Genomic DNA, 24,441 nt, shown 5'->3' on the forward strand with positions numbered 1-24,441 from the left:
GTGCCCGATCAGGCGTGCGCGGCGTGGTGGCAGCAGGCCGGCGGACCCATCGCGCGCAGCTTCTCGAACGACGCATGATCGACCTGTCCGGATGCCTCGACGAACTCCTTCACGTCGATGCGCTGCCCGCCGAGCCACGTGCCGTGCACCCGGATCTCGCCGATCCGCTCCGGCGCGACGGCGTAGGGGTCGGCGGAGAGTTCGACGAAGTCGGCGAGTTTGCCGGGCTCGATCGATCCGACATCGCCGTCCGTGCCGAGCGCGTACGCGGCGTTGATCGTCTGCGCGCAGAGCGCCTCCCACAGCGTCGCGGCCTGGTCGGGCCCGTGCACGGCGCCCGAACTCGTGCGGCGTGTCACCGCCGTCTGCACGTTGAGCAGGGGCGTCGGCGGCGAGACGCTGCCGTCATTGTGGAAGGACGGATGCACCCCCGCGTCGAAAGCGTCGCGGAACCGCTGCCATCCCACGCCCGTCTCGGTGGAGAACAGCTGCCCGTCGAGCAGATCGCCCCAGTAGTAGTACTGAAAGGGGCCCATCGACGCGACCACACCGAGGCTCGCCGCCCGCCGGAACTGCTCGCCGCGCGCTCCCCCGACGTGTTCCACGCGCCAGCGGTGATCGGTGCCGAGCAGATCGTGCTTCTCCAGCGCGCGTCCGAAGGCATCGAGCACGATGTCGAGCCCGATGTCGCCGTTCACGTGGAAGGCCATCTGCCAACCCTCGGGCGCGTGCTCGTCGAGCAGCGCGTCGAGGCGCTCGCGCGGGTAGTTCATCATCTTCTCGCCCGCCACGCCCGGCGCGATCCCCGCCGCGCGCGTGGCGGGGGTGTCGAGGTACGGCTCGGACATCGCGACGTTGCCGACCCAGGGCGAGCCATCGGCCCACAGCTTGATTCCACGCTTGTGCAACATGGTCTGGGGCGCGGTCGAAACGAACGGCTCACCACAGTCGACCTCGGTGGACATGTGGTACAAAGCGACGCGCAACGGCGAACTCGGGAGCGCCGCGAGGGCCTCGTACGCCGGCTTGAGACTCGTCTGATACGTGTGCTCGGACGTGGACGTGATGCCCGCGCGCGACATGTAGGCGTAGTACTCGACGGCGCCCTGCAACGGCTTTCCGGGCAGGGCGGCAAGGACGGGATGCGCCAGGGCCAGGCATGCGGGGACCTCTGTGGCCGAGCCATCCAGGCTCCCGTCGGCGAGGCGCCCGTAGCTGCCGCCGGGCGGGTCTGCGGGCGGGTTGTCGATCCAGCCGAGCGTGCGCAGCACCGCAGAAGACACGTAGGCCGTGTGCCCCGAGTTGCCGAAGACCAGCACGAGCCGGTCGCCGAAGATCGCGTCGAGGGATGCGGCGGTCGGGGCCTCGTGGTTCTGCAGGAGTCCGTCGTAGCCGAAGAAGGACAGCGCCGTGCCCGCGGGCGTCTCGTCGATCGCCTTCTGGAAGATCGCGAGAACCGCATCCCAGGTCGGCGCGACCCACGGGGCGATGTAGTAGCCGGGCGGCATCGTCGCCATGCCGCTGAGGACCGGATGTGAATGGGGGTCGATGAACCCGGGCATGAGGACCGCGACGCCGGAGTCGCGCACGTCGGCACCGGGAAGTGCCGACCGGCATTCGTCGAGCGACCCGACCGCGACGATCCGCTCGCCCGACACCGCGACGGCTTCTGCTCGAGGCTTCTTCGGGTCCATCGTGAGGATGGCACCGGCGGTCAGTATGTAGTCGGTCATTGGGGCCTCCATGTAGGGCCGTCCTCGTGCATGAACCCAATACAAGACGATCGGAGATCGTCTCCCCCATGATGGCGCATACCGAACCGTTCCCTTTGTTCGGCATACGCTCGCGACGGGCCTCGATCCGATGCTGCGCGGAAACTGAGCACAATCTGAGGATTCTCCGCTTCCGGATCGTCGCAGGACTCCGGTAGCATCAACACTGCATCACCTGGCACCAGCTGTCAGGAAAGACCGAACTTGGGGTTGGGTCTTTCTGGGTGATTGAACGTGGGGTTCGATCCGAGGGGTACCTCTTGGTGATGCACTTGGGGAATTTGTCGTGGCTTGGGCGCCGCGATCTGGGGAAAAACTGGGGATACACGTGCAGGCATCTGCAATTGCGGCTTCCGTGGGTGACGGAAAGCCATGACTACCGTCGAGAACGCGCGGATTGCCGCGCTGCGCTCATCGTTCGTCGCGACGCCCGTCGCCGCGCCGACCATCGTCGCACCGGCCATCGTCGCACCGGCCACGCGGGCGATCGCGTCTCCCGTCACGACCGCCGCGCTCGAGCGGCGGCAGCGCTGGGAGCGCTACTACCGGATGCGGCTCGTCTGGACCGACTTCGTCATCGTCCTGGCGTCCGCCGGACTCGCAGCGTGGATCCAGATCGACACGATCGCGCAGGTCGACCTGACCGATGCACCGTGGCAGTACGGTCGCGTGTTCCTCGTGACCGCCGCCATCTGGCTGCTACTGCTCGCACTCTTCCAGTCGCGGAGTTCGCGCGTCATGGGACAGGGGATGACGGAGTACAAGCGAGTCCTGCACGCGACGGGTCTCGCGTTCGGCATCCTCGCGATCGGCTTCGTGCTGATGCAGTCGCAGGGGATCCGGTCACAGCTCCTCATCGCGATGCCCGTCGGTATCGTCGGCCTCGTGCTCAGCCGCTGGTTGTGGCGCCGATGGCTTCAGCGCCAGCGGGTGGCGGGCCTTTACGTCTCGCGTGCGATGGTCGTCGGCAACCGCCACGATGTCGAGTACGTCCTCTCCTCGCTCCAAGCGGACGGCCGCATGGCCTACCACGTCGTGGGCATCACGCTCGACACCGGCGAGGACAGCGAGATCGTCGTCGGCGGCGAGCACTACCGCGCGTACGGCGACCTCCGGAGCATCGCCTCGCAGGCCACGGCGCTCGGCGCCGATGCGATCATCCTGGCGAGCACTCCGGACGAGGACCGCGGATTCATCAAGCGTCTGTCCTGGCAGCTGGAGGGTACCGCGGCCGAGCTCGTCCTCTCGAGCCCGCTCGTCGACGTCGCCGGACCCCGCATGTCGCTCCGGCCGATGGAGGGCCTGCCTCTCATCCAGGTCGAGATCCCGACCTTCGAGGGTGGGCGTCACCTGACCAAGCGAGCCTTCGATGTCGCGCTCTCTTCCATCGCGCTGCTCTTCATCGGTCTCGCCACTCCTTTCATCGCGCTCGCGATCAAGCTCGACAGCCGCGGACCGGTGTTCTTCCGCCAGCGACGCGTGGGACGCGACGGCGTGGAGTTCTTCATGCTCAAGTTCCGCTCGATGCACGTCGATGCCGAGCAGCAGCTCGAGAAGCTGAAGCAGCAGAACGAGGGATCCGGTCCGCTCTTCAAGCTGAAGTCCGACCCTCGTGTCACGCGGGTGGGCGCTTTCCTGCGCAAGTACTCGCTCGACGAGCTGCCGCAGTTCTGGAACGTCTTCGCCGGCGACATGAGCATCGTGGGTCCGCGCCCGCCCCTCCTGGCCGAGACCAAGGAATACGGCACCTCGACGTATCGACGTCTCTACATCAAGCCGGGCATCACCGGCCCGTGGCAGGTGAGCGGCCGCAGCCACCTCTCCTGGGAGGAGAGCGTCCGCCTCGACCTGCGCTATGTCGAGAACTGGTCCGTGGTCGGGGACTTCCGGCTCGTCTGGCGTACGGTCGGCTCGGTCCTCAAGGCCGACGGCGCCTACTGAGCCCGCCAGCCGGAGCCGTCCGCCCTGGCAACCGCCTCACTCCGCCCTGAGCGGCGCGAGCACCTCGACGTAGGCCGCGACCCGGTCCTTCCAGTCGGGGACGTCCTCCACGACCACGGACGGTGCGGGATCCGCCAGGAGCGCGGACACCGCATCCGGGAATGCGGCGGCATCGGCGACGGTCAGGGAGTCGCTCGCCAGCGTACGAAACCCCGCCACGGGGGTGCTGACGACGGGTCGGCCGACCGCGAGGTATTCGTAGAGCTTGATCGGATCGAGGCTGTCCGTGAACGCGTCCACGATGTGCGGCACGATCAGGACGGCGGCGTGCTGGAGATACGCCGGAACATCGGTGAAGGACTTCGGGCCGAGCAGCGCCACCGCGGGGTGAGCCGCGAGTCGATCGACGTTGGCGGCGGCCAGGGCCGAAGGACCGACGAGCACGACCGATCCCGAAGCGGATGCCGCGGCATCCGCCGTCCGCAGGACGAGATCGACGTCGAGCCGGTCCTCGTGGAGCGTGCCGACATAGAGAGCGGACCGCTCCGGCAGGTCAGCGGGCCGATCATGGGGCACGCGATAGCGAGCGACGTCGACGGCGTTGGGGATGAGAACCACGGACCGCTCCTCGCTGCGCGTGTCGAAGAGCCCTGTGGAGCAGACCACGACGGCGCGGCAACGCTGCATCAGCACCGCTTCGTTCGCGGCGATCCGACGGAGCTCACGTTCGCCGCGGTCGGCGGCGAGCCAGTCGTCGGTCATGTCGTACAGACTCGGCCAGCCCGTCCTCGCCACCAGACCGGCCCAGCTGGGGTCGTTGACCCAGAGCACAGGCTCCACGAGTCCCGCTCTCGTGACCGCCCGGCGCACGTCCCGTCGAAGAAGCGCGTCGGCGGCGGGCCCCGCGAATCGCGGCAGCACCTTGTCGGGCTGGAACAGGCTCAGGCGACCGGCGTACCCGTCCGCGATCCGAAGGCCTCGGCCGCGATTGATACCCCGGCCCGCGACGACGGAGTGCAGCAGATCGTTCGAAGGCTCGACGAAGAGCACGCGCAGGGTCGGATCGGCGCGCAGGAGTCCGTCCACGAGGTACTGGTTGCGGCGCCACACGTCATCCCATGGCTCGAGCGAGAGCACGACGAGGTCGCGATTCACGCGAGCACCCGCTCGTAGACCGCGCGGGTTCCTGCGACCTGGCCACCGATCGTGAAGCGGTCCCGCTGAAGGCGGCGGAGCGCGCTTCCCGCCTCCGAACGAAGCCCGGGATCGACGAGCAGTGCATCGATCACGCGGGCCGCGTCGGTCGCGTCACCGGGGGCGAAGAGCAGATCGGGCGTGGCGACGCCGACGGTCTCCAGGTGTCCCCCGCCCGCGGATGCGACGACGGGGGTTCCCTGGGCCATGGCTTCGAGCACGAGGATTCCGAGCCCTTCGCGCGGAGTCGGAGCGACGACCAGTCCGGCCCGCGCGAGCAGTTCCGGAACATCGGAGCGATGCCCGAGGAATTCCACGCTTCCCGTGACCCCCCGCGTGCGCGCGAGCTGTTCGAGCTGACCGCGTTCCGAGCCGTCGCCCGCGATCCGCAGCGTCCATCCCTCGTCGGCGCCTCGCGAGCGCGCCCACGCCTCGATCACATCCGCGGTGCGCTTCTCGGGTTCGAGGCGCTGAGCCGCGAAAACGAACGGCTCACGGGACATCGCGGCATCCGCGGACTCGACTCCGGAGTAGACGACCTCCGTAGGCGGCTCGACGTTGTGAGCGACGAACTCCGAGATGGCGATCTGGGCAGCGAGTGAGCGGCCGACCGGGCGGAAGGCTGCTCGTGCGAGGGTGCTGGTACCGCGCATACCGGCGAAGTGGCGCGTGCTCACCTGTCGGCTCTTGCGGCCACGCCAGCGGCGGTGCAGCCATCCGACGAGGTCGGCCTGACTCATGTGCGTGTGAAGGATGTCGGGGGCCGCAGTCCTGCGCAGCGATGCCAGCGCGCCACGCATGTCGTCTCCGGGAAGCCAGTCGACATCCGTCGCTGCGAGCGCCCTCTGCATCTGCGCGGACGACCCGCCGATGACGGTGACGTCGACTCCGTCGCGGGCCAGCCCCGAGGCGACGTTGACGATGTAGTTCTCGACGCCGGCGAAGCCCGTCGAGCAGACGAGGTGCACTACCCGCACGTCAGTCACCCCCTCGCGTAATCCCGTTGCAGTCTATGAGCAACCGAGGCAGCCTCGTGCCTGGCTAGCATTGCCGTGTGCGTGTAGCGATGTCGTCCTTCCGGTTCAACAACGAGGGTGGCATCGAGCGCGCGTCGTACGAACTCGCGCTGCGGGTCCAGGACCGTATCGATCTGACGCTCGTGGCGACCGATGTCGATCCGCACCCCGAGCCGCCGTTGAAGTGGCTGCGGGTCGAGGCGCGCAGCAGACCGGGCTTCATCGTGCCCGTTACATACTCGGCCGCGGCCACGCGAGCGCTCGCCGGCCAGGGCTTCGACATCATCCACAACCAGGGCGGCTGCGCAACGCGCGTGCAGGACGTCATCACCGCCCACAGCTGCCACCGCGCCTGGTGGGAGATGAAGTTCCGCAACGGCGAAGCGCTGCGGGCACTCGCGAATCCCTTCCACCACGCGGTGCTGCGGGTTGAACAGCGCAACTACCGGCCGGGCGGCGTGCGCCGGGCCATCGCCGTCTCCCCGACCGTCGGACGCGAGCTCACGCGGTACTACGGCGTCGACCCCGACCTCATCACCGTGATCCCCAACGCCGTCGACGTGACGCGCTTCCAGCCGACGGATGCCGCGGCCCGCCGCGCCCGCATCCGCACTCAGCACGGCTACATCGACGACGACGTCGTGCTGCTGTTCGTCGGCAAGGAGTTTCGCCGCAAGGGCCTGCGCGCGATCATCGACGCCCTCCCCGCGTTGCCGGCCACGGTGAAGCTGCTCGTCGTCGGTGGCGACGACCCTGGGCCCTTCCGATCGCGCGCCGCCGAACTCGGCGTGGCCGACAGAGTCACGTTCGTCGGCCACTCCCCCATCGTCGAGGACTACTTCCAGGCATCCGACATCTTCGTCTTCCCGACGATGTACGAGCCGTTCGGGCTCGTCGAACTCGAGGCAGCGGCATCCGGGCTCCCCCTCGTCGCGACCAACCTCGGCGTGGCCGAGGAGTTCATCGTCGAGGGTGAGAACGGTGCGGTCATCGAGCGCGACGGGGCCTCCATCGCCCGGGCGCTGCGTCCGCTCGTCGACGACCGCGACCTACGGCGCCGGATGGGCGAGCGAGCACGCAGGGATGCCGCCGGCTACACGTCCTGGGAATCCGTCGCCGAGCAGACGCTCGCCGTCTACGAGCGCGTCCACCAGGAGAAGCTCGCGGGGCACACGCTCAGCTGATACGGCGAAGATGCGCGATCGGCCCTTCGCGAAAGATCGCCAGGCGCCTACGGGCATCGACACCACGTGCCCCCCGCAGAAGAGCGCCGCGTACCGCCGCGCCGAGCATGACGGCGATGCGGAACGACTGCCACCCCGCTGCGCCGAAGTGCTTGCGCTGGTACTCCTCGTTGCTCGCGAAGAACAGGGCCTCCCGCCGCGTGCCGTCGCCGCCCGTTCCTGCGCCGATGTGCGTCGCGTCGACCTGCGCGATAGCGATGCGCCAGCCCGCATCCGTCGCGCGCTTCTGCCAGTCGACCTCTTCGGCGTAGAGGAAGAACCGCTCATCGAGCAGGCCGATCGCCGAGATCGCCTCGGCGCGCAGCAGCAGTACGGATCCGATCGCGAAGTGCTGCGCGCGGTCGAAGCGGCCGAGTCCGAGCGCGTCGATCCACGCGCGAAACGGACTCGGGAACGGCCAGGCAGCGCGCACCCGCTCCCCGCTTTCGGGCTCGGTCTGCGTCGCCCCGACGGCCGCGATGCGCGCGCCCGAGTGCAGCAGGCGGTGCATCTCGGTCACCGCGTCGACGCCGATCCGAGCGTCAGGGTTCAGCAGAAGCACGTCGTCCGCCGCAAGACCGCGCTCGGCGAGCGATTTCAGAGCCACGTTCACGCCTGCGCCGAAGCCGAGATTGCTTCCGGGATCGATGTAGTGCGCGCGGCGCCGCTCGGCCATCGCGCGTGTCTCGCCCGAAGAAGAGTTGTCGACGATCGTCAGGCCGAACCCGTCGCCCAGAGTTTCGAGCGCGCCGTCGAGCATGTCGGCGTCGCCATAGGCGACCGCGACGACCTGAGGCGGGCGGGCCGCCCCGGAATCTCTTTCGGGAGACACCTCTCGGTAGAGGGCGAGCTGCTGCTCCGCAACGCGCTCCCACGTGAAGTCCGCCGCCCGAGCGACTCCGCGTACTCGGAGGTCTCTCCAGCGCGACGGCACGAGCGCCGCATCTATGCCGTCGCGAAGCGCCTCGGGATCCCCGGGCTCGACAAGGATGCCGGATTCGGCGACGACGTCGGGAATGGCGCCGGAGCGACTCGCGACGACGGGAACGCCCGAGGCCATGGACTCGACGGCCACACGACAGAACTGCTCGAGCCACCCCGGCCACGGGACGGACGGCACCGCCACGACGTCGACGCGACGATACCGGTCGGCGAGCTCGTCGCCCTGCGCGAAGCCGAGGAACGCGACCCGGTCGGCGATGCCGAGCTCCGCGGCGAGCGCGACCAGCTCTGCTCGCTGCGGCCCGTCGCCGGTGATCTCGATGCGCCACCGCGGACGATCAGCGGCGGCGCGCAAGAGCGTCGAGACGCCCTTGTACGGCTCGAGACGCCCGAGATATCCGATGATCGGTGCGTCCCCGGGCTCGTCCCGCTCCGCGACCGAGAATCGCGCCGTGTCCACTCCGAGGGGGATGAGCCGCGCGGGTCCGCGCAGGCCCTTTCGCACGAGGATCTCCCCCGCCTCCCGGTTGCACACATAGGCGCCAGCGGCGCCCCGGAGCGCCGCACGCTCGAACCAGCGGAACGGGATCGGGTAGCGCTTGTCGATGTTCTGCGCGGAGTAGAGCACGTAGGGCGCCCTGGTGCCCCTCAGCTTGCGCAGCAGCAGCAGTTCGGCCGTCGCGAGGGCCATCGGCTCCTCGTGCAGATCGATGATGTCGGGACGGGCCTTCAGCGAGCGCCAGAATGGGCGCGGATCGTACAGAAAGGCGTTCGGGTGTGTGCCGAGCGTCGAAGCCGCCGCGACGAACCGGTCACCGTCCGCCTCGAGGTCGGTATCGCGGCCGCCTTCGTTCCAGCGCTTGGCCGAGATCAGCTTCAGATCGACGCCGAGACCGCGCAGCCGTCGTTCGCGCTCGCGCCACGCCGACACGACGGCATGGTGGGCGACCCGCAGCACTCTCACCCGTCGAGCCTAGCGACGGTGGTGTCGCGAGCGCGGCGTCGGGGCGAGGTAGTGCTCCGCGACATATTCCGCGATCGCGATCGAGGAGGTCGCAGCAGGCGAAGGAGCATTACGCAGCAGCGTGACGGCTCCGACCTGGTCGACGGCGAAATCGTCGATCAGTTCTCCCGCGCGTCCCCATGCTTGAGCCCGGACACCCGCAGCAGCCCTGTGTGACAGATCCGAGATCTTCAACTCCGGCAGGAATCGGCGCGCTTTTCGGTAGTACAGCGGCTTGATCAGCGAGCCCGAGATCTCGTCGACCCCCATCTGCCAATGATGCTTCGCGAGCGGCCATGCTCCCGGCCAGGAGAGCGACTCCCACGTGTCCCTCGCCGATATCCGCAGCCAGCGGTAACCCTCGCGCGCGAGAGCGGGCACCGCATTCGGGCCGACATGCACGGCGTCGTAGACGCCGCGCGTGAAATGCACGCCCAGGAAGGGGAACCGCGGGTCGGGAACGGGGTAGATCATGCCGCGCACGAGCGACGCACTCTCGGGCGTCATCTCCCAGTATTCGCCACGGAACGGAAGGATCTTGGGCGCGGGATCCGCACCGACGAATCGTGCGACCGCGTCCGAGTGAAGCCCCGCGCACACGATCACACGGTCGAAGACATCATCGAAGACGGGCGTCGTCACGCGCACTCGACCGTTCTCCTCAGCCATACCCGTCACCTCGTGACTGAGCAGTATGCGCCCGCCCGCCGCGCGCACATCCTGCGCCATGGCCTCGGTAATCGTCGAGTAGTCGACGACCGCCGTGTGCGGCGAGTGGACCGCCGCGACGCCGGCGGTGTGTGGCTCGATCTCGCGCAGGCGGACGATGTCGTCGATCCGTGCGAGATCGGGGACACGGTTCTCGATAGAGCGACGCTCGATTTCGGCGAGCGCTGCGAGCTCCGACGCGTCGACCGCCACGACGAGCTTTCCCACCTCCCGGTACGGGAGACGCTTCTCTTCGCAGAACTCGCGAATCTTGACCCGACCTGACGCGCATAGAGTCGCCTTCAGCGAACCAGGCTTGTAGTACAGTCCCGCGTGCACCACGCCCGAGTTGTGGCCGGTCTGGTGCTGAGCGAGGTGCGACTCCTTCTCGAAGATGGTCACGTCATCGCCCCGGCCGGTCAGCAGTCGGGCGAGAGCGACTCCCACAATGCCGCCCCCGACGACGCCTACACGCTCAGTCATCGACGCGCACCCCCGGTCGCTGACGGATCGACGCTTCCACCGCTACGGGTCCCCGCCGGAACAAGTCAGCGCGGGCGCGCGCCGCGCGCCCGCGCTGACCGCGAAATACCAGCACCCTCGGGATGCCGCCGACGACGATCGACCATCGCGCGACCTGCCACCCCCACCACCCGTAGTGTTTGCGCAGGAAACGCTCCAGACCGGCGTGCAGGAACACCTCGCGGCGGTCGAGGTCGAGACTCGTGCCGGCACCGACGTGAAGCGCGGTGACATCGTCGACAGCGACGTTGCGCCAGCCCGCCTTGTGCGCGCGGTACTCCCAATCGGCTTCTTCGGCGTACAGGAAGAAGTCCTCGTCGAACCCGCCGACCTCCTCAAGCGCCGCGGAATTGACAAGCAGGACCGAGCCGATGACGTAGCGCGGCTCAACGGACACGAGCCCGCCGAGCATCACCGCGCTCGCGAGGTACTGGAGCGGCCGAGGATACGGCCACGTGACCTGCTGATGGCTGCCATCGGCGTACACCTGCGCGGGCCCCACCGCCGCGATCCGCGGCTCGGCATGCAACGACTCGCGCAATCTGCCGATGACCTCGGCCGCCACGACCGCATCGGGGTTGAGCAGGAGCACGTCGGCTCCGGGCAGGCGACGACGCGCGAGCGCGTAGTTCACGCCCGCGCCGAATCCGAGGTTCGCGCCCGGGTCCCAATACGCAGCGCCCTCCTCGCGCGCGATACTCTCGATCTCGGGCATCGAAGAGTTGTCCACGATCGTGACCGCGAAGCCGCGCACCGGCGCGAGGGCGCCGCGCAGTAGTTCGGGAGCGCCGTAGGCGACGACCACGATCTCGACGTCGTCGAACGCCGCGGATGCCGCCCCCTCATCGCCGACCATCGCACCCCCCGCTGCGCTCCGGCACCCCGCCTGCCTATCGGCGCCGCTACGGTCCAGCATATGGGAGCACCGACTACCGCCCTCCGATCCCCCATGATGGAATCAACGGTGCGGCACCGGCGGTCGGCGCGCACGAGAGGAGAGGACGATGGCGTTGCGTGCACGACCCGTCGTGAGCATCGTCATCCCCGCGTACAACGCGGCGGCCTTCCTCGGCGAGCAACTGGAGGCGCTCGCCGACCAGGATGTCGACTTCCCGTTCGAAGTGCTGGTGTGCGACAACGGCTCGAACGACGACACTGCGTCGATCGTCCGCGCCTTCGTGGATCGGATGCCGAACCTGAGGCTCGTCGATGCCTCGTGCCGCCGCGGCGCCTCGGCGGCACGCAACATCGGAGCCGGGGCCGCTATCGCGCCACTGCTCCTGTTCTGCGATGCCGACGACGTCGTCGGGGCGGGCTGGACTCGTGCGCTTCACGACGCGCTCGCGGACGCACCGTTCGTCGCGGGCATAGTCGAACACAAGCTCTTGAATCCCGGACGGGAGTGGGACTACGGCTGGGACCGACCCACCTTCCACGACCCGGCTCTGCCACAGTTGCCCGCGTGCGGGTCCAACAACATGGGGGTGCGCGCCGACGTCTTCGCGGCGGTGGACGGGTTCGACGAGTCACTGTTTGCGGGCGAAGATCTCGATTTCTCCTGGCGAGTGCAACTCGCCGGTAACCGGCTCGTGGATGCACCGTCAGCTGTCGTGCACTATCGCAAGCGCGCCGGAATCCTGGCGGCGATCCGGCAGGCACGCGCCAAAGGGGCGGGGACACGAGTGCTCACGTATCGGTACGCGCTCGTTCGCGCCGCCTACGCGCGCCAGGTCGCCCCACAGGTGGCCGCACCCGTCGCCGTGCCAGCGAAGGGTGCGCACCGGCTCGCAGGAGCCCTGGACAGGCTGGGCCGGCTCCCCCGCAAGGCGCTCGAAGTGATACGCAACCCGGTCTCGATCACCCCCTACCTCGCCGCCCTCGCATTCCGATGGGGATACCGCAGGGAGAATGTCGACGGCGTTGCGCAGCTGCCGGTCCCCCGTCGTCTCCCGACCGCGTGAGCACGATCGAAGTCACGCGACAGGCGCCAGTGCATGTGCGCACCTGACCGCAGTCCATGATCGGAAGGCGCCCGCGCTCGCGTCCACGCTACGATCGCCGGGTGGCCCCCGACAGCGCTCCAATCGCAGCATCTGCGCCGGTCGTGAGCGTGATCATCCCTGCTTACAATGCGGAGGCGACCCTCGGTCGGCAGTTGGAGGCCCTGTCGCGACAGCGCATGGATGTCGAGTGGGAAGTGATCATCAGCGAGAACGGTTCCACAGACCGCACAGCTGCGGTCGCGCGCGCGTGGATCGGCCGACTGCCGCTCCGAATCATCGATGCTTCTTCCCGCCGCGGGCCATCCGCCGCGCGGAACGCGGGAGCGATCGCGGCGCGCGCGCCGCTGCTCGCCTTCTGCGACGCCGACGACGCGGTCACCGACGACTGGCTCGCACATCTCCTGCCGGTTCTCTCAAAGAATCCGTTCGTGGTGACGTGCGCACGCATCGAGTCGACGTATTCCACGACCGAGCGCCCCCTGTTCGACCTGGTCACGACCTTGCGTATGCCGTTCCTGCCCGAATTGCCGTTCGGGAGCAGCGCACATTTCGCCGTCCATGCCGAGGCCTTTCACCACGTCGGTCGATTCGACGAGACACTACGCACTGCAGAGGACGTCGACCTCTCGTGGCGGCTCCAGTTAGGGGGTTACCCCCTCACCGAGTGCCGCAGCGCGATCATCGACCACAGTCGTCGAGCGGGGTTCGCTGCGACGGTGCGCCAGTTCATGGGATACCAGCAGGGGAGGCGCCAACTGCAACACCGCTACGCGCTCGTCATCGGCGAGTTCGATGCTGCGCGCGGAGGACCGCCCACACAGGAGCGCGACTGGGAGGTCGGCGTCGTCGTGAACTCGGTGGATGCCGTCGGGGTGCCAGCGCCCGCCTCACGGCTCGGACGTCTGGCGCATTATCTCCGCGACCCGGACGAGCTACGACACTTCGTGCGTCGTGTGGTGCGATCATCACGCATCCGCGCAGCCAGATCCCTCGGGCTCTCACTGGGACGACATCTCGGCAGGATCGACACGTCCCACCGGCAGCTTCCCGCTTCGCTCGCTCACGAGTATCTCGACACGGAACGCCCGTTCGGATGACGCAGACGCAGCGTCGACGCTGAGACGGAGCGGGATGAGACGTCCGCTCAACGCTTGCGAGCGGGCCAGATCCACTCCTCCCACCGGTCATATCTGCCACGCAGAAGCGCGTCGAAGACGCGCGGCGAATCGAACTTGGTCACGAACGTGCGAGCGACCGTACCTGGCGCGCGCGTCTGCTCCGCCTGCGCGTAGAGCACGTCGTACCCGAGTTCCCGCGCCGCCTCATCGGCGTGGACGGGCCAGTTGCCCGACTGCCCCCACGGGATGGCGAACGTGGTCGTCCGAATACCTGTGCGCTTCTCGATCAGCTCCTCCGCGTCGCGGATCTCTTGCAACGCCTGGTCCTTCGTGACCCGGGAGAAGTCGGGATGGGTGGCAGAGTGATTGCCGATCTCTGCTCCCAGCTCGGCGACGCGGCTGACATCAGACCAACTGAGCGCGTTCCCTCCCAGCCCTTCCTCCGACCACCTCGACACGACGAACACCGAGAAAGGGATGTCATAGGACCCCAGAATGGGCGCCGCCGCCGAAAGAACGCTTCGCGGGCCGTCGTCGAAGGTGATGCTCAGGTCCCGCGGTCCGCCACCCGTCCGAGCGAGCTCCGATGCGGGAACGAAACGATAGCCGGCCTCGAGCGCCAGCTCAATCTGCTGGCGGAACCGAACCTGACTGACGTCATTGACGCCCCACCGGGGCTGGTCCAGCGAGTGATAGCAGAGGATCCGACCTTCCGAACGTCCTGAGTCTCGGCCGAAGCGAGCCAACGCATGCCGATCGACGTACAGACGCGCAGCGCCTACCGTGTTCTTGACGCCCTCGCCTACCGTCGCAAGCCGTTCGCGAATCCCGAGCCCGAATCGGATGTCCACCGGTCCGACTCTACAGCGCGTCGCGATCATCTCATCCGACGGATCGCGTCCACAGGTGGACCCCGCCGGGCGGACTCTGACTGTGGGGTACGATCGGCTCGGCGTCGAGGACTTAACCTCTACGCGTCGTCACCGGAGGGAATCCGCACCGATGAGGAAGGCCGAGCCCATCGCGTTGACGACGCGGCCCACTGTCAGCGTCGTCATCCCGTGCTACAACTACGGGCACTTCCTCCCGAACGCCGTGGAGAGCGTGGCTACCCAAGAAGGCGTCGACGTCGACGTCCTGATCGTGGACGACGCCTCGACAGACGACAGCTTTCACGTCGCCGAAGAATTGGCGTCGCGGTTTTCTCGCGTGCGGGTCGTCCGCAATGAGGAAAACCTCGGTCTCATCGGCACGGCAAACAAGGGTCTCGCGACGGTCACCGGCACGTACGCGCTGCTGATATCCGCCGACGACGCCCTCGCGCCGGGCGCACTCGCGCGTGCAGCGGCGCTGATGGAAGCGAATCCCGACGTCGGGCTCACCTACGGTCCGGTGAACTACACCACCGAGGCGGAGCTGCCCCAGGAAGTGCCGGACCCCGCAAGCCACTGGGTGATCTGGGACGGCGTCGAATGGGCGAGTCGCCTGTATCGCAACGCCGAAAACCAGATCTATTCACCGGAGGCGGTCGTCAGGACCTCCACGATGCGTGAGGTCGGCGACTACGATCCGGCGCTGCCGTACACATCCGACGTGGAGATGTGGCTCAGATTCGCTGCGCGCGCGAAGGTCGGCTTCATCGCCGGCACCGTGCAGGCGTACTACCGTGTGCACGGTTCGAACATGTCCATGACTCAGGGCGGTATGACCGGCGAGCGACGACAGCTGCGTGAGCTGCGTCACCGGATGGACGCCTTCGAGTCTGCCTCGAAGTGCTTCGCTCACGGCAAACGGTATCTTGCAGTCGCGCGGCGCGGCGCGGCAAAGTACGCGCTTCTTCTCGCGCGGATCGAACGGGACTCGTCCCCGGAATCCGGCGAGTACATCGATGAGCTCGTCACATTCGCGGCGACCCTGGATCCGACCGCCAGGCTGCGTGCCGCATGGGCGGCCTCCGGCACTCGCAGACGCCTCGCGCGCATCCTCACCCGCACCGGGGCGCGAAGCCTGGTGGTGTTGCCGCGTGTTCTCGCGACGGGGCGCCGACGCGTCCGCAACGAGGACACCGGCGTCCATTGATGTGTCACGCAGGCACGCTCCGCGCGAGCGCCTCTCCAGCGACTGCTAGCTTGTAGGGCGAACGGTGATGCTACCAAGTGAAGGCGGGACCACGTTGGGTGCGGTCGAGAGTCTGAGCCTCATGACCGAATCGCTGCGGGCTCGGCTGCGGGGGCTGCGGGTCGTCATCGAGGAGACGCCAAGCGCCGAGTTCCAGGACGCGCTCGAGCATCTCGTACCAGCCGACGATGAGGTCGCGCGCCTCGTGCATCGCACGCTCTCGGAGCCGACGAGCGTGCCCAAGAAGAACGTCATCGTGATGCAGCGCGGTGAACCGATCCTGGCGACGACGGTCCGGGCACGCCAGGACCGCTGGGAGATCGCGACGACGACCGTCGCCCCGACGCTGCCGATCCCGTGTCTAGAGGGGATGCTCGAGCCCGCCCTATCCTCACTCGGGCTGCGCATTCTCATCGTGGATCACGTCGGTGACGCGCACGCGGACTTCGCGCGTCACCGCCTCGTACCGTTCGACTCCTATGTCGCGACGCTGAACGGGTTCGACTTCGAGGCGTACTGGCGCTCCACCCGGCTGTGGGAAGACCTCCGACGCGTCGAGCGCAAGACAGCGGAGTGGGACATCGTGCACGACGACCCAGCGACGCTGGAGTGGTCTATCGACACGTGGGAGGGCCGCTGGACCGATCATCCGAATGACGAAGCCGGTGCGGCCGACGATCTGCGGGCGCTGTGGCCCGAACTGCTGCGCAGGAAGCGGCTCATGTCGACCGCGCTCGTCATGCCCGACGGCAGCGCGGTGGCGTCAACGGTCAATATCATCGACGGCGACACGCTCGTGGGACTGATCACCGCTCGGGATGTGGCGATGCCGACTTCCACCGGATCCGTCGGCACTCGAGTCGCCGTCGAGTGCTTCAATGCGGCTCGGAGCGCCGGACTGGCAAAGGTCGACATCGGCGGCTACCACGACCACTACAAGCGCCGCCTCACCCCAGCGGGAAGAGTCGCGTACGGGGTGGAGATCGAGCCGCGAATCTTCTCCGCGGGTATGGCTGAGCGTGCCGAGCACATTGCGCGATCCACGAAGCGCGGGCTCCGCAGGCTCGCACGTCGGTGACACGGCGCGCCGTTCGTTAGCATCCGCGCGCGAAGCACGTCGTCTAGAGCAGCGCGAGCACGGTCTCCGCGACGTATTGCTGATCTTCGACCGTGATGCCCGGATACATCGGCAGGCTCACGATCTCGTCGGCGAACGCCTCGGCTCGCAGGAAGCTGCCCGGGCCCTGCGCGAGGAACCCGAAGGCAGGCAGCAGGTGGATGGGCCTGGGGTAGTGGATGCCCGCGCCGATCCCGGCGTCCGAGAGTCCCGCGAGCATGCGATCCCGGTTGGATACCCGGACGACATACAGATGGAAGACGTGCTCGTTGCCATCGGCGACGCCGGGGAGCCGGATGCGCGCGTCGCCGCCCAGCAACTCGCCGTATACGTTCGCGGCTTCACGCCGCAACCGGTTCCACTCGTCGAGGTGAGCGAGTTTGGCCGTCAGGACAACCGCCTGAATGCTGTCGAGTCGTGAATTGCGTCCCAGCAGACTGTGCTCGTACCTCGCTACGCCCCCGTGGTTACGCAGCTTTCGGACGGTATCGGCGAGCTCTCCGTCGTTCGTCAGAACCGCGCCCGCGTCGCCGAACGCACCCAGGTTCTTGCCCGGGTAGAAGCTGGTCCCTGCGAGATCGCCGAGGCTCCCGGCCATCTCGCCGTAGCGCCGAGCGCCCTGCGACTGCGCGGCGTCTTCGAGAATGAGGACCCCGTCGCCCACCACCGCACGCAGCGCCTCGACCGGCGCCGCCTGTCCGTAGAGGTGGACCGCCGCCACCATCCGCGTGCGGGGCGTCAGCGCGTCGGCGACGGCCTCTACCGAGATCAGGTAGTCGTCGGTGCAGTCGACGAGCACCGGCACGGCGCCGACCCGCGCAACGGCCTCCGCGGTCGCGGCGAACGTGTTCGCCGGGAGGATGACTTCATCGCCCTCTCCGATGTGAGCAGCCTCGAGGGCGAGTTCGAGGGCGTCCGTGCCGTTGCCGACGCCGAGGCAGTGCTCGACACCGCTATAACTCGCAAAGGCGCGCTCGAAGGCATCGGCGTCGTCGCCGAGGATGAAGCTCGACCTGTCGATGACGCGCCCGATCGCCGCATCCGCCTCGGCACGGATGCGGGCGGTCTGCCAGCCCAGATCGACCAAGGGGACGGTACGCCGTTCGGTCATGCTGACAACTCCTCGTTTCCAGGACGGTCTGACACCGACACTACCGCCGCTTTCCCCACTGCCTCGCGCTGCGACCGACGTCCACGATGATGCGACTGCGCTCCAGCCGATTCCATCACCTCCGTGCGCAGGCCGGTGAGGTCTTGAACGCTTGTACCATTGCATCCGAGGGGGTACCAGGTGACCAAGAAGCGTGTGGGCGGGTCGGCCGGAATAGATGACGGGGTGCCATCCGATGGTTCCGGGGGAGACCAGAGGGACGCCCGCTACGCCCTCCGGCCGTATGCGCGAGCGTGACCGTCGTTTGTCGCCCCGCTCCAGATCGGCGGTGAGCGTGATTGCCGCGGCGGCGTTGCTGCTGAGCGGTTGTTCGGCGCAGCCCGCGGTCGGCCGACCGTCGCCGGACACCGGCGCGCCGTCACCGTCTTCGTCGGCGGGCTCGCCGACGAAGCCTGTCGAGGCCGGCGAGGGGCTCGTCTGGTCGGAGGAGTTCGACACACCAGGGTCGCCGTCGACGCTCTGGAAGCGCATGGAGGGCGCGGGCGGATGGGGCAACGAGGAGTTGCAGAACTACACCGCGTCCGACGAGAACTCCTATGTCGCCGACGGCATCCTGCACATCGTGGCGAGGAAAGCGCCCTCCGTCGATGCATCGGGCACCTCGTCGGACTACACTTCGGCACGGCTGATGACTTACGCCGCGTTCCGCTATGGTCGCATCGAGGCGCGCATCGCGGTGCCGGCTGCCTCGGGCCTGTGGTCGGCGTTCTGGATGCTCGGTACATTCAGCGCCCCGGACGCCAGCTGGCCTGGCGTGGGCGAACTCGACCTCATGGAGTACGTCGATCAGGCCCGTGATCTGAACAACGGGGTCGTCGGTGCGAAGAAGGACGGCTCTGCCTGGAGTCGGGTCGAGTCGCATCCGAACCCCGCGGGCTGGAGCGGAGACTGGCACGTGTACGCCGTCGAATGGACGGCGGATTCGGTGACCTATTCAGTCGACGATCAAACACTCGGCGTGATCCGCAAGGCGGACCTCGAGTCCGACCAGCTCTGGAGCTTCGACAACCCGGCACACATCATCATGAACATCGCCGTCGGAGGGAGATGGCCAGACCCGCGCATCGCCGATGAACTGCTTCCCGCGGACTATCTCGTCGACTATGTCCGCGTGTACGACTCCGAGGTTCACGAGGTACCCCAGTCGTGGCTGCCACCTCCGGCGGACTAGCGCGCTGAGGCTCCGCGAAGAACGTCGATCACGCGATCCTGCTCGACGGCGGTCATCTGATGGAATACGGGCAGGATGAGGGTGTTGTCCGTGAGCCGCTCGGTGACCGGAAGCACGACGTCGATGTGGTCGTAGGCGGGTTCCCGGTGCGTCGACATGATGCCACGACGCGCCGAGACGTCGGCATCTCCCAGAGCGACAAGCAGTTCCTCTCGAGTGAGCGGGTACTCGCTACACACCTCGACCCAGAACGACTGGAAGTTGGCGGTGCCATATTCAGGATCGGCGACCGCGCGGAGGCCATCGATCTCGGAGATCGCGCTCGCATAGGTCGCCGCGATCTCGCGTCGACGCTGAACGACCTCGTCGAGTCTCCCCAGTTGGACGAGCCCGACCGCCGCCTGCAGATCGGTCATGCGGAAGTTGAAGCCGATCTCGGTGTACTCCTCGGGGGGCGACACGACGCTGGCATGGCGCGCGGCCGCCGAGGCGCTCATCGCATGCTCGCGGAGCTTGCGTGCCCGATCCGCCCAATCGGCGCGCGAAGTGGTGATCATCCCGCCTTCGCCGGTCGTCAAGATCTTGCGCGGGTGGAACGACCACGCGGCGATCTCGGCGCCGGCACCGACGGGACGGCCCTTGTATGTCGATCCCGCACCGCAGGCGGCGTCCTCGACGACGACGATGCTGAGCGGGTCACACACGGCACGGATCGCGTCGATGTCGACGGGAACGCCGCCCTGATCCACGGCGATGACGGCGCGGGTGCTCGGTGTGAGTGCTTCCCGGACCGTCGCCGCGGTGAGGTTTCCGGTCACCGGGTCGACGTCGGCGAATACCGGATTGGCTCCGACGTACGTGGGAGCGTTCGCGGTTGCGATGAACGAGAAGGACGGCACCACCACGTCGTCCCCCGCGACCACGCCGGCGACCTTGAGCGCCAGGTGCAGGCCGGTGGTGCAGTTCGACACGGCGACGGCGTGCGCCGCCTGCTGCTTCTCGGCGAAGGCAGCCTCGAATGCCGCGACCTTCGGGCCCTGAGCGACCCAACCCGACTCGATCACCTCGGTCACCGCCGCGATCTCTTCCGCGCCCAGCCAGGGACGCATGACGTTGATCCGACTCATGCGCCGGTCTTCGCGGTCGTGCGTCCCGCCGAGATCTCGTCCCGCAACGGCCGCCACCACTCGACGAGCTCACGAAGGCCCTGCTCTAAGTCGGTCGTGGCCCGGAATCCCAGGTCACGTTCTGCCGAGGACGTATCTGCCAAACGGCGCACGACATCGTTCACGCCGCGAGCGGGCCCGAACTCGACCGAAAGGTCCGAGCCCATCACCTTGAGGAGCATTTCGGCGAGCTCGAGAAGACTTGTCTCGGTGCCGCTCGCGATGTTGTAGACGCCCTCGTCGACGGCACTCTGCGCGGCAAGGATGTTCGCATGGGCGATATCGGTGCTGACGACGAAGTCCATCGTCTGCCTTCCGTCACCGAAGATGATCGGCGGCTTGCCGTCCGCGATGCGCTCCATCCAGCGCACGAGTACCTCGGTGTAGAACCCATGGACATCCATTCGGGGTCCGTACACGTTGAAGTAGCGGAGCAGCACGTAGTTGAGACCGTACATCGCCCGGAAGCTCTTCGTCATGCCTTCGTTGAAGGTTTTCGCCGCGCCGTAGAAGGTGTCGTTGTTATAGGGATGATGACGCTCTGTGGTGGGGAAAGACTCCGCCATCCCGTACACGGACGCCGATGAGGCGGCGATGAGCTTGGCAACCCCATGCTCCGCAGACGCCTCGAGCACGTTGAACGTCGCATCAACCATCGTCTCGAGCGCCAGGCGGGGCTCCTCCGCGCACTGCGTGATGCGGATCGCCGCCTGATGGAAGACGACGTCCTTCCCCCTCACCGTGTCGTGCACCGTGTCGCGATCGCGAACGTCCCCTTCGATGAGGGTGACCCTGCCGGACGCGAGCGCGTCGTCGAGGTTCGCGACCCGGCCACGAACGAGGTTGTCCAGAACGTCGACGTGAGCGACCCCCGCGTCGAGGAGCTGGTCGACCAGGGTCGATCCGATTGTGCCGGCTCCACCCGTGACGAGGACGTTGGCGCCTGCGAGTTCGGTCATACGACACTCTCCTTGATATCGCTGTCGACAGTAACCAGCGCGCTGCCTGCGTCCAGGCTCCGCGTGGTCGCATCCAGGACGTTGAGCACACGAAGGGCCGCCAGGCCGTCGGTACGCGGGGGGCGTTCTTCGCGGATCGACGCGGCGAACTCGGCCACCATCAGCGAGAGTGCCTCTTTCTCGGGCAATGCCGGCACCCACGTGTCTCCGTAACGGTACGACACCTGAGCCGCAGCTCGCTCGGCGTCACCGGTCGCCGTGATGAAATCGATGCCGCGGTCGTACATGCTCACCCGCTGGGTGGGGTTGAGGTCGTCCCATACCAGGGTCCGACGCGTGCCTCCGACGATGAGTTGACGGATCTTCGTCGGGCTCAGCCAGTTGGCGTGGACGTGGGCGATGACCCCATTTCCCAGCTGCATCACGAGATACCCGACGCATGCCTTGCCGAGGCCCAGTGGGTCGCCGCCGTGGGCCGAGACGCCCGAGGGTCGCAGTCCTCCCGGCAGGATGAAGTCGAGGATCGAGAGATCGTGCGGCGCGAGATCCCAGAACACATCGACGTCCGGCTGGACGAGTCCATGGTTGATTCGCACCGAGTCGACGAACGTGATGTCGCCGAGCTCACCTGCCTGGATGAGTTCGGCGATCTTCAGGACGGCGGGCGTGTAGCAGAACGTGTGATCGGCCATCAGAATCACGCCCGCCGCCGCGGCCGCGGCGACCATCTGCTCCCCGCTCTCGACATTGTCGGCGAGCGGCTTCTCGGTGAGAACGTGCTTGCCCGCGGCAATAGCGGCGAGGGCGATCGGCTTGTGCGTGCGGGCCGGCGTGGCGATCGCAACAGCATCGACGCCGTCCAGCGCGAGGGCCTCTTCTATCGAGCTGACCGCGACTGCGGTGCGTGTGGTCGATGCGAGCCGCTCGGCGCGTTCGAGATCGAGGTCGCACACCGCAATGACGTGCCAGTCATCGCCGAGATTGAAGTTGCGCACGAGGTTCGGACCCCAGTAGCCCGCGCCCACCACGACGACACCCAGCTGACCGTTGCCCACGAAGCCCCCCGACCGGATCGAATCGACCCTCTCCCGCGCCCATGGTACGGGATGCCGCGTTCCGATAGTGTGCGACCATAGTCGGCCTGCGTTTCGGCCATGACCTGGAGAAGACTTGACGAACCTACCCGAACCTCGAGTCGCCGCCTCCGCCGACGTCGATGAGCGCGCCGTCGTGGGCGCCGGCAGCGTCATTTGGCACCTGGCTCAGATACGTGAGAACGCGCTCGTCGGCGAGGAGTGCGTCATCGGCCGCGGGGCCTATATCGGCCCGGGCACCCGACTCGGCAGGCGATGCAAGGTTCAGAACTATGCGCTTCTCTACGAACCCGCCGTCCTAGAGGACGGGGTCTTCATCGGACCGGCCGTCGTCTTCACCAATGACTACTATCCGCGAGCCGTCAACCCGGATGGATCTCTCAAGGACGCCAGCGACTGGGAGGCCGTCGGTGTGACCGTACGCGAAGGCGCCTCACTCGGCGCCCGATCCGTCGTCGTCGCGCCCGCCACGGTAGGGCGCTGGGCGTTGGTAGCCGCCGGCGCCGTCGTGACGAAAGACGTCCCCGACTTCGCCCTCGTCGCGGGAGTCCCCGCGCGGCGTATCGGCTGGGTCGGTCGTGCGGGCGCGCCGCTGGAGCGCCAGGGGGACGAGTGGGTGTGCCCTCGCTCGGGCGAGCGCTTCCGCGAAGTGGGGGGTGCTCTACGGAACGCGGAGGGCTGACCCCCGGCGCAGCGGATGCATCGGTGGGACGACAGCAGGAACCTGCCGAGTCCTGTCTGGGACAGGATCCCTGAGGGCGATTCCGGGCGGCCTGGCTCTCTCATCGCGAGCGAACGCGACGAGCCAAAGCGGCATGTCTCGCTTCCACGACCTCTGGAGGGCGCGACGAGACCACGTCCACACCCAGACAACGACCATCCGCTGCGACTCACCCATGCGACCGTGTTCGTGCCGTCATACTAGGCGTGTGCGTGTCGGGAACCTCCCGGGATCGGCACATTGTCCAGGAGGTGGGCGTGCGGGCGATGCTGTTGCGGCTCGCTGAGGTGACGGAAGCGGACTGGGCGTGCTGGCGAGCACTTGCAGAGCGGGCGTCCGAGCCCAACCTCGCGCTTGACCCTCGGTTCCTCACCCCGGAACAGGGTTCCGGCGGTGACGTCGATTACCTGTTCGTCGTCGCGGAGGAGAACGGCGAATGGTACGGACTACTGCGCGTCTTCGCGATGGACGTCTCCTCGACGATGAGCGTCCCGACATACGGCACATGGGATCCGCCGCTCTTCGGCGCATCCCATCCCCTCCTCGATCACTCGCGCGCCGTTGATGCCCTCGCGGCGATTGCGCGTGGCGTCCGCCGACATCTGCGAGGTGGCTTCTTGATCTTGCGTGGCTATCCCGCATCCGGCCCGCTCGCAGAGGCGCTCCGGGAGATCCGCCGCGGACCGGTCCTGGGCGCGATCATCATCGGGTCGCATGCGGCGGCGTGGGCGGAGGTGACCTCGCACCACGCCGGGTCGGCAACGGATACCAACACCTTTCCCGCCCGAATCGATCCCGATCATCACGGCTCCGACACCCGGAAGAAGCTACGCCGCGCGGCCCGGCGGCTCGCCGAGGCCGGCGGCGGCCCTCTCACCCTGCGCGACGCGAGCGATGACCCTACGGCGATCGACCGCTTCATCGCAATGCAGGCCTCGGGATGGAAGGGTGATCGCGAGCGCGGCGGAACCGCAGTAGCCCTCGAGGCGCAGGTAGAGCTGAAGTTCCGTGAGAAGGTTGCAGCTTTCCGTGCCGACGGCGACCTCATCGTCCTGGAGCTATGGGCAGGTGAGCGGTGCGTCTACGCGTCGGTCTACTTGGTCACCGGAGCCATCGCCGAGGGCTTTCTCGACGCCTACCAGCACGAGTTCGGCGACTTCTCCGCGGGCAAGCTGGGCCGAACGGCAGCATACGCTCACCTGGCGGAATCCCATCGACAGCCGCCGCTGGTCGCCGTGAGCCCGGGGATCTACGACTACTACCCCGATGCTGCGACGATCTATCCCGACCGTCGAGAGTTCCTCGACGTCGTCATCGGTGTCGGCATCGTGCCGTCGCTCATCGTGCGAGTTTTGCCGCGTGCGGAAGCGTCGCCGCTTGCGCGAAAGGTGTTCCTCGCGCTGGCGCGAGCCGACCAGTTCGCGATGCGCGTCGTGGGCGCCGCACGTCACAGACTGAAACCGAAGACCTGAGGAGGCGGAT

At 67.6% G+C, this 24,441-nt stretch carries 20 protein-coding genes; 9 read left to right on the plus strand and 11 right to left on the minus strand.

Annotated elements, in window-relative coordinates; genetic code table 11:
* Positions 1-8: 8 nt before the first annotated feature.
* Positions 9-1,733, minus strand: a complete 1,725-nt coding sequence (locus tag CGU35_RS15380) for an amidohydrolase (protein ID WP_100812347.1) — start codon at positions 1,731-1,733, stop codon at positions 9-11.
* Positions 1,734-2,144: 411 nt separating this feature from the next.
* On the opposite strand from CGU35_RS15380, the gene CGU35_RS15385 reads away from it, so the two are divergent.
* Positions 2,145-3,713, plus strand: a complete 1,569-nt coding sequence (locus CGU35_RS15385; protein ID WP_100812348.1) for a sugar transferase — start codon at positions 2,145-2,147, stop codon at positions 3,711-3,713.
* Positions 3,714-3,749: 36 nt separating this feature from the next.
* On the opposite strand, the gene CGU35_RS15390 is transcribed toward CGU35_RS15385, so the two are convergent.
* A complete protein-coding gene (locus tag CGU35_RS15390; protein ID WP_100812349.1) occupies positions 3,750-4,868 on the minus strand; it encodes a glycosyltransferase in 1,119 nt (372 codons plus the stop codon).
* Entirely contained in the window at positions 4,865-5,893 is a 1,029-nt protein-coding gene (locus CGU35_RS15395) for a glycosyltransferase family 4 protein (protein WP_100812350.1), read from the minus strand. Before CGU35_RS15395 ends, CGU35_RS15390 begins: the two co-directional genes overlap by 4 nt.
* A gap of 68 nt (positions 5,894-5,961) precedes the next feature.
* Between CGU35_RS15395 and CGU35_RS15400 the strand changes: the two genes are divergently transcribed.
* Positions 5,962-7,107, plus strand: coding sequence for a glycosyltransferase family 4 protein (locus tag CGU35_RS15400; RefSeq protein ID WP_103663410.1), 1,146 nt, complete (start codon positions 5,962-5,964; stop codon positions 7,105-7,107).
* Here the strand turns inward: CGU35_RS15400 and CGU35_RS15405 are convergent.
* Genes CGU35_RS15405 through CGU35_RS15415 form a run of 3 tightly spaced genes read right to left on the minus strand, consistent with a single transcriptional unit; the run spans position 7,100 to position 11,177 of the window.
* Entirely contained in the window at positions 7,100-9,052 is a 1,953-nt protein-coding gene (locus tag CGU35_RS15405) for a glycosyltransferase (RefSeq protein WP_100812352.1), read from the minus strand. The genes CGU35_RS15400 and CGU35_RS15405 overlap by 8 nt on opposite strands.
* A 9-nt stretch (positions 9,053-9,061) precedes the next feature.
* On the minus strand, positions 9,062-10,282 hold the full coding sequence (lhgO, locus tag CGU35_RS15410; protein ID WP_100812353.1) for an L-2-hydroxyglutarate oxidase: 1,221 nt from the start codon (positions 10,280-10,282) through the stop codon (positions 9,062-9,064).
* Positions 10,275-11,177, minus strand: coding sequence for a glycosyltransferase family 2 protein (locus CGU35_RS15415; RefSeq protein WP_100812354.1), 903 nt, complete (start codon positions 11,175-11,177; stop codon positions 10,275-10,277). The genes lhgO and CGU35_RS15415 overlap by 8 nt, the downstream gene beginning before the upstream one ends.
* Positions 11,178-11,325: 148 nt before the next feature.
* On the opposite strand from CGU35_RS15415, the gene CGU35_RS15420 reads away from it, so the two are divergent.
* Both CGU35_RS15420 and CGU35_RS15425 read left to right on the plus strand, forming a co-directional pair.
* On the plus strand, positions 11,326-12,282 hold the full coding sequence (locus CGU35_RS15420) for a glycosyltransferase (RefSeq protein ID WP_100812355.1): 957 nt from the start codon (positions 11,326-11,328) through the stop codon (positions 12,280-12,282).
* 143 nt (positions 12,283-12,425) lie between these two features.
* Entirely contained in the window at positions 12,426-13,421 is a 996-nt protein-coding gene (locus CGU35_RS15425) for a glycosyltransferase family 2 protein (RefSeq protein ID WP_157814017.1), read from the plus strand.
* Between the two features lie 47 nt (positions 13,422-13,468).
* Here the strand turns inward: CGU35_RS15425 and CGU35_RS15430 are convergent, their stop codons facing one another.
* Positions 13,469-14,293 (minus strand): polysaccharide deacetylase family protein, encoded by an 825-nt coding sequence (locus CGU35_RS15430; protein ID WP_198519616.1) that lies wholly within the window; start codon positions 14,291-14,293, stop codon positions 13,469-13,471.
* A gap of 151 nt (positions 14,294-14,444) precedes the next feature.
* Between CGU35_RS15430 and CGU35_RS15435 the strand changes: the two genes are divergently transcribed.
* Both CGU35_RS15435 and CGU35_RS15440 read left to right on the plus strand, forming a co-directional pair.
* On the plus strand, positions 14,445-15,521 hold the full coding sequence (locus CGU35_RS15435) for a glycosyltransferase (protein ID WP_157814018.1): 1,077 nt from the start codon (positions 14,445-14,447) through the stop codon (positions 15,519-15,521).
* A 121-nt stretch (positions 15,522-15,642) separates the two neighbouring features.
* Positions 15,643-16,638, plus strand: a complete 996-nt coding sequence (locus CGU35_RS15440; protein WP_157814019.1) for a GNAT family N-acetyltransferase — start codon at positions 15,643-15,645, stop codon at positions 16,636-16,638.
* A 43-nt stretch (positions 16,639-16,681) separates the two neighbouring features.
* Here CGU35_RS15440 and CGU35_RS15445 read toward each other — a convergent pair whose 3' ends face one another.
* Entirely contained in the window at positions 16,682-17,788 is a 1,107-nt protein-coding gene (locus CGU35_RS15445) for a DegT/DnrJ/EryC1/StrS family aminotransferase (RefSeq protein WP_100812360.1), read from the minus strand.
* Between the two features lie 328 nt (positions 17,789-18,116).
* Here CGU35_RS15445 and CGU35_RS15450 point away from each other — a divergent pair, with 328 nt between their 5' ends.
* Positions 18,117-19,019: a glycoside hydrolase family 16 protein gene (locus CGU35_RS15450; RefSeq protein ID WP_146048060.1), complete on the plus strand. Its 903-nt coding sequence runs from the start codon at positions 18,117-18,119 to the stop codon at positions 19,017-19,019.
* Here CGU35_RS15450 and CGU35_RS15455 read toward each other — a convergent pair.
* From CGU35_RS15455 to CGU35_RS15465, 3 genes are read right to left on the minus strand one after another with little or no spacing between them, the layout of a single operon-like run.
* Positions 19,016-20,146 (minus strand): DegT/DnrJ/EryC1/StrS family aminotransferase, encoded by a 1,131-nt coding sequence (locus tag CGU35_RS15455; protein ID WP_100812431.1) that lies wholly within the window; start codon positions 20,144-20,146, stop codon positions 19,016-19,018. The genes CGU35_RS15450 and CGU35_RS15455 overlap by 4 nt on opposite strands.
* Complete coding sequence (locus tag CGU35_RS15460) at positions 20,143-21,144, minus strand: SDR family NAD(P)-dependent oxidoreductase (protein WP_100812362.1); 1,002 nt, start codon at positions 21,142-21,144, stop codon at positions 20,143-20,145. Before CGU35_RS15460 ends, CGU35_RS15455 begins: the two co-directional genes overlap by 4 nt.
* Complete coding sequence (locus CGU35_RS15465; RefSeq protein ID WP_232711345.1) at positions 21,141-22,199, minus strand: Gfo/Idh/MocA family protein; 1,059 nt, start codon at positions 22,197-22,199, stop codon at positions 21,141-21,143. Before CGU35_RS15465 ends, CGU35_RS15460 begins: the two co-directional genes overlap by 4 nt.
* 115 nt (positions 22,200-22,314) lie before the next feature.
* Between CGU35_RS15465 and CGU35_RS15470 the strand changes: the two genes are divergently transcribed.
* Both CGU35_RS15470 and CGU35_RS15475 read left to right on the plus strand, forming a co-directional pair.
* Positions 22,315-22,920 (plus strand): acyltransferase, encoded by a 606-nt coding sequence (locus CGU35_RS15470; RefSeq protein WP_100812364.1) that lies wholly within the window; start codon positions 22,315-22,317, stop codon positions 22,918-22,920.
* 251 nt (positions 22,921-23,171) lie between these two features.
* Positions 23,172-24,431 carry a GNAT family N-acetyltransferase gene (locus tag CGU35_RS15475; protein ID WP_146048061.1) on the plus strand — a complete coding sequence of 420 codons (1,260 nt, stop codon included), beginning with the start codon at positions 23,172-23,174 and terminating at the stop codon, positions 24,429-24,431.
* Positions 24,432-24,441 lie beyond the last annotated feature (10 nt).

The organism is Microbacterium sp. BR1 (genome assembly GCF_002812725.1).
GTDB lineage: Bacteria > Actinomycetota > Actinomycetes > Actinomycetales > Microbacteriaceae > Microbacterium.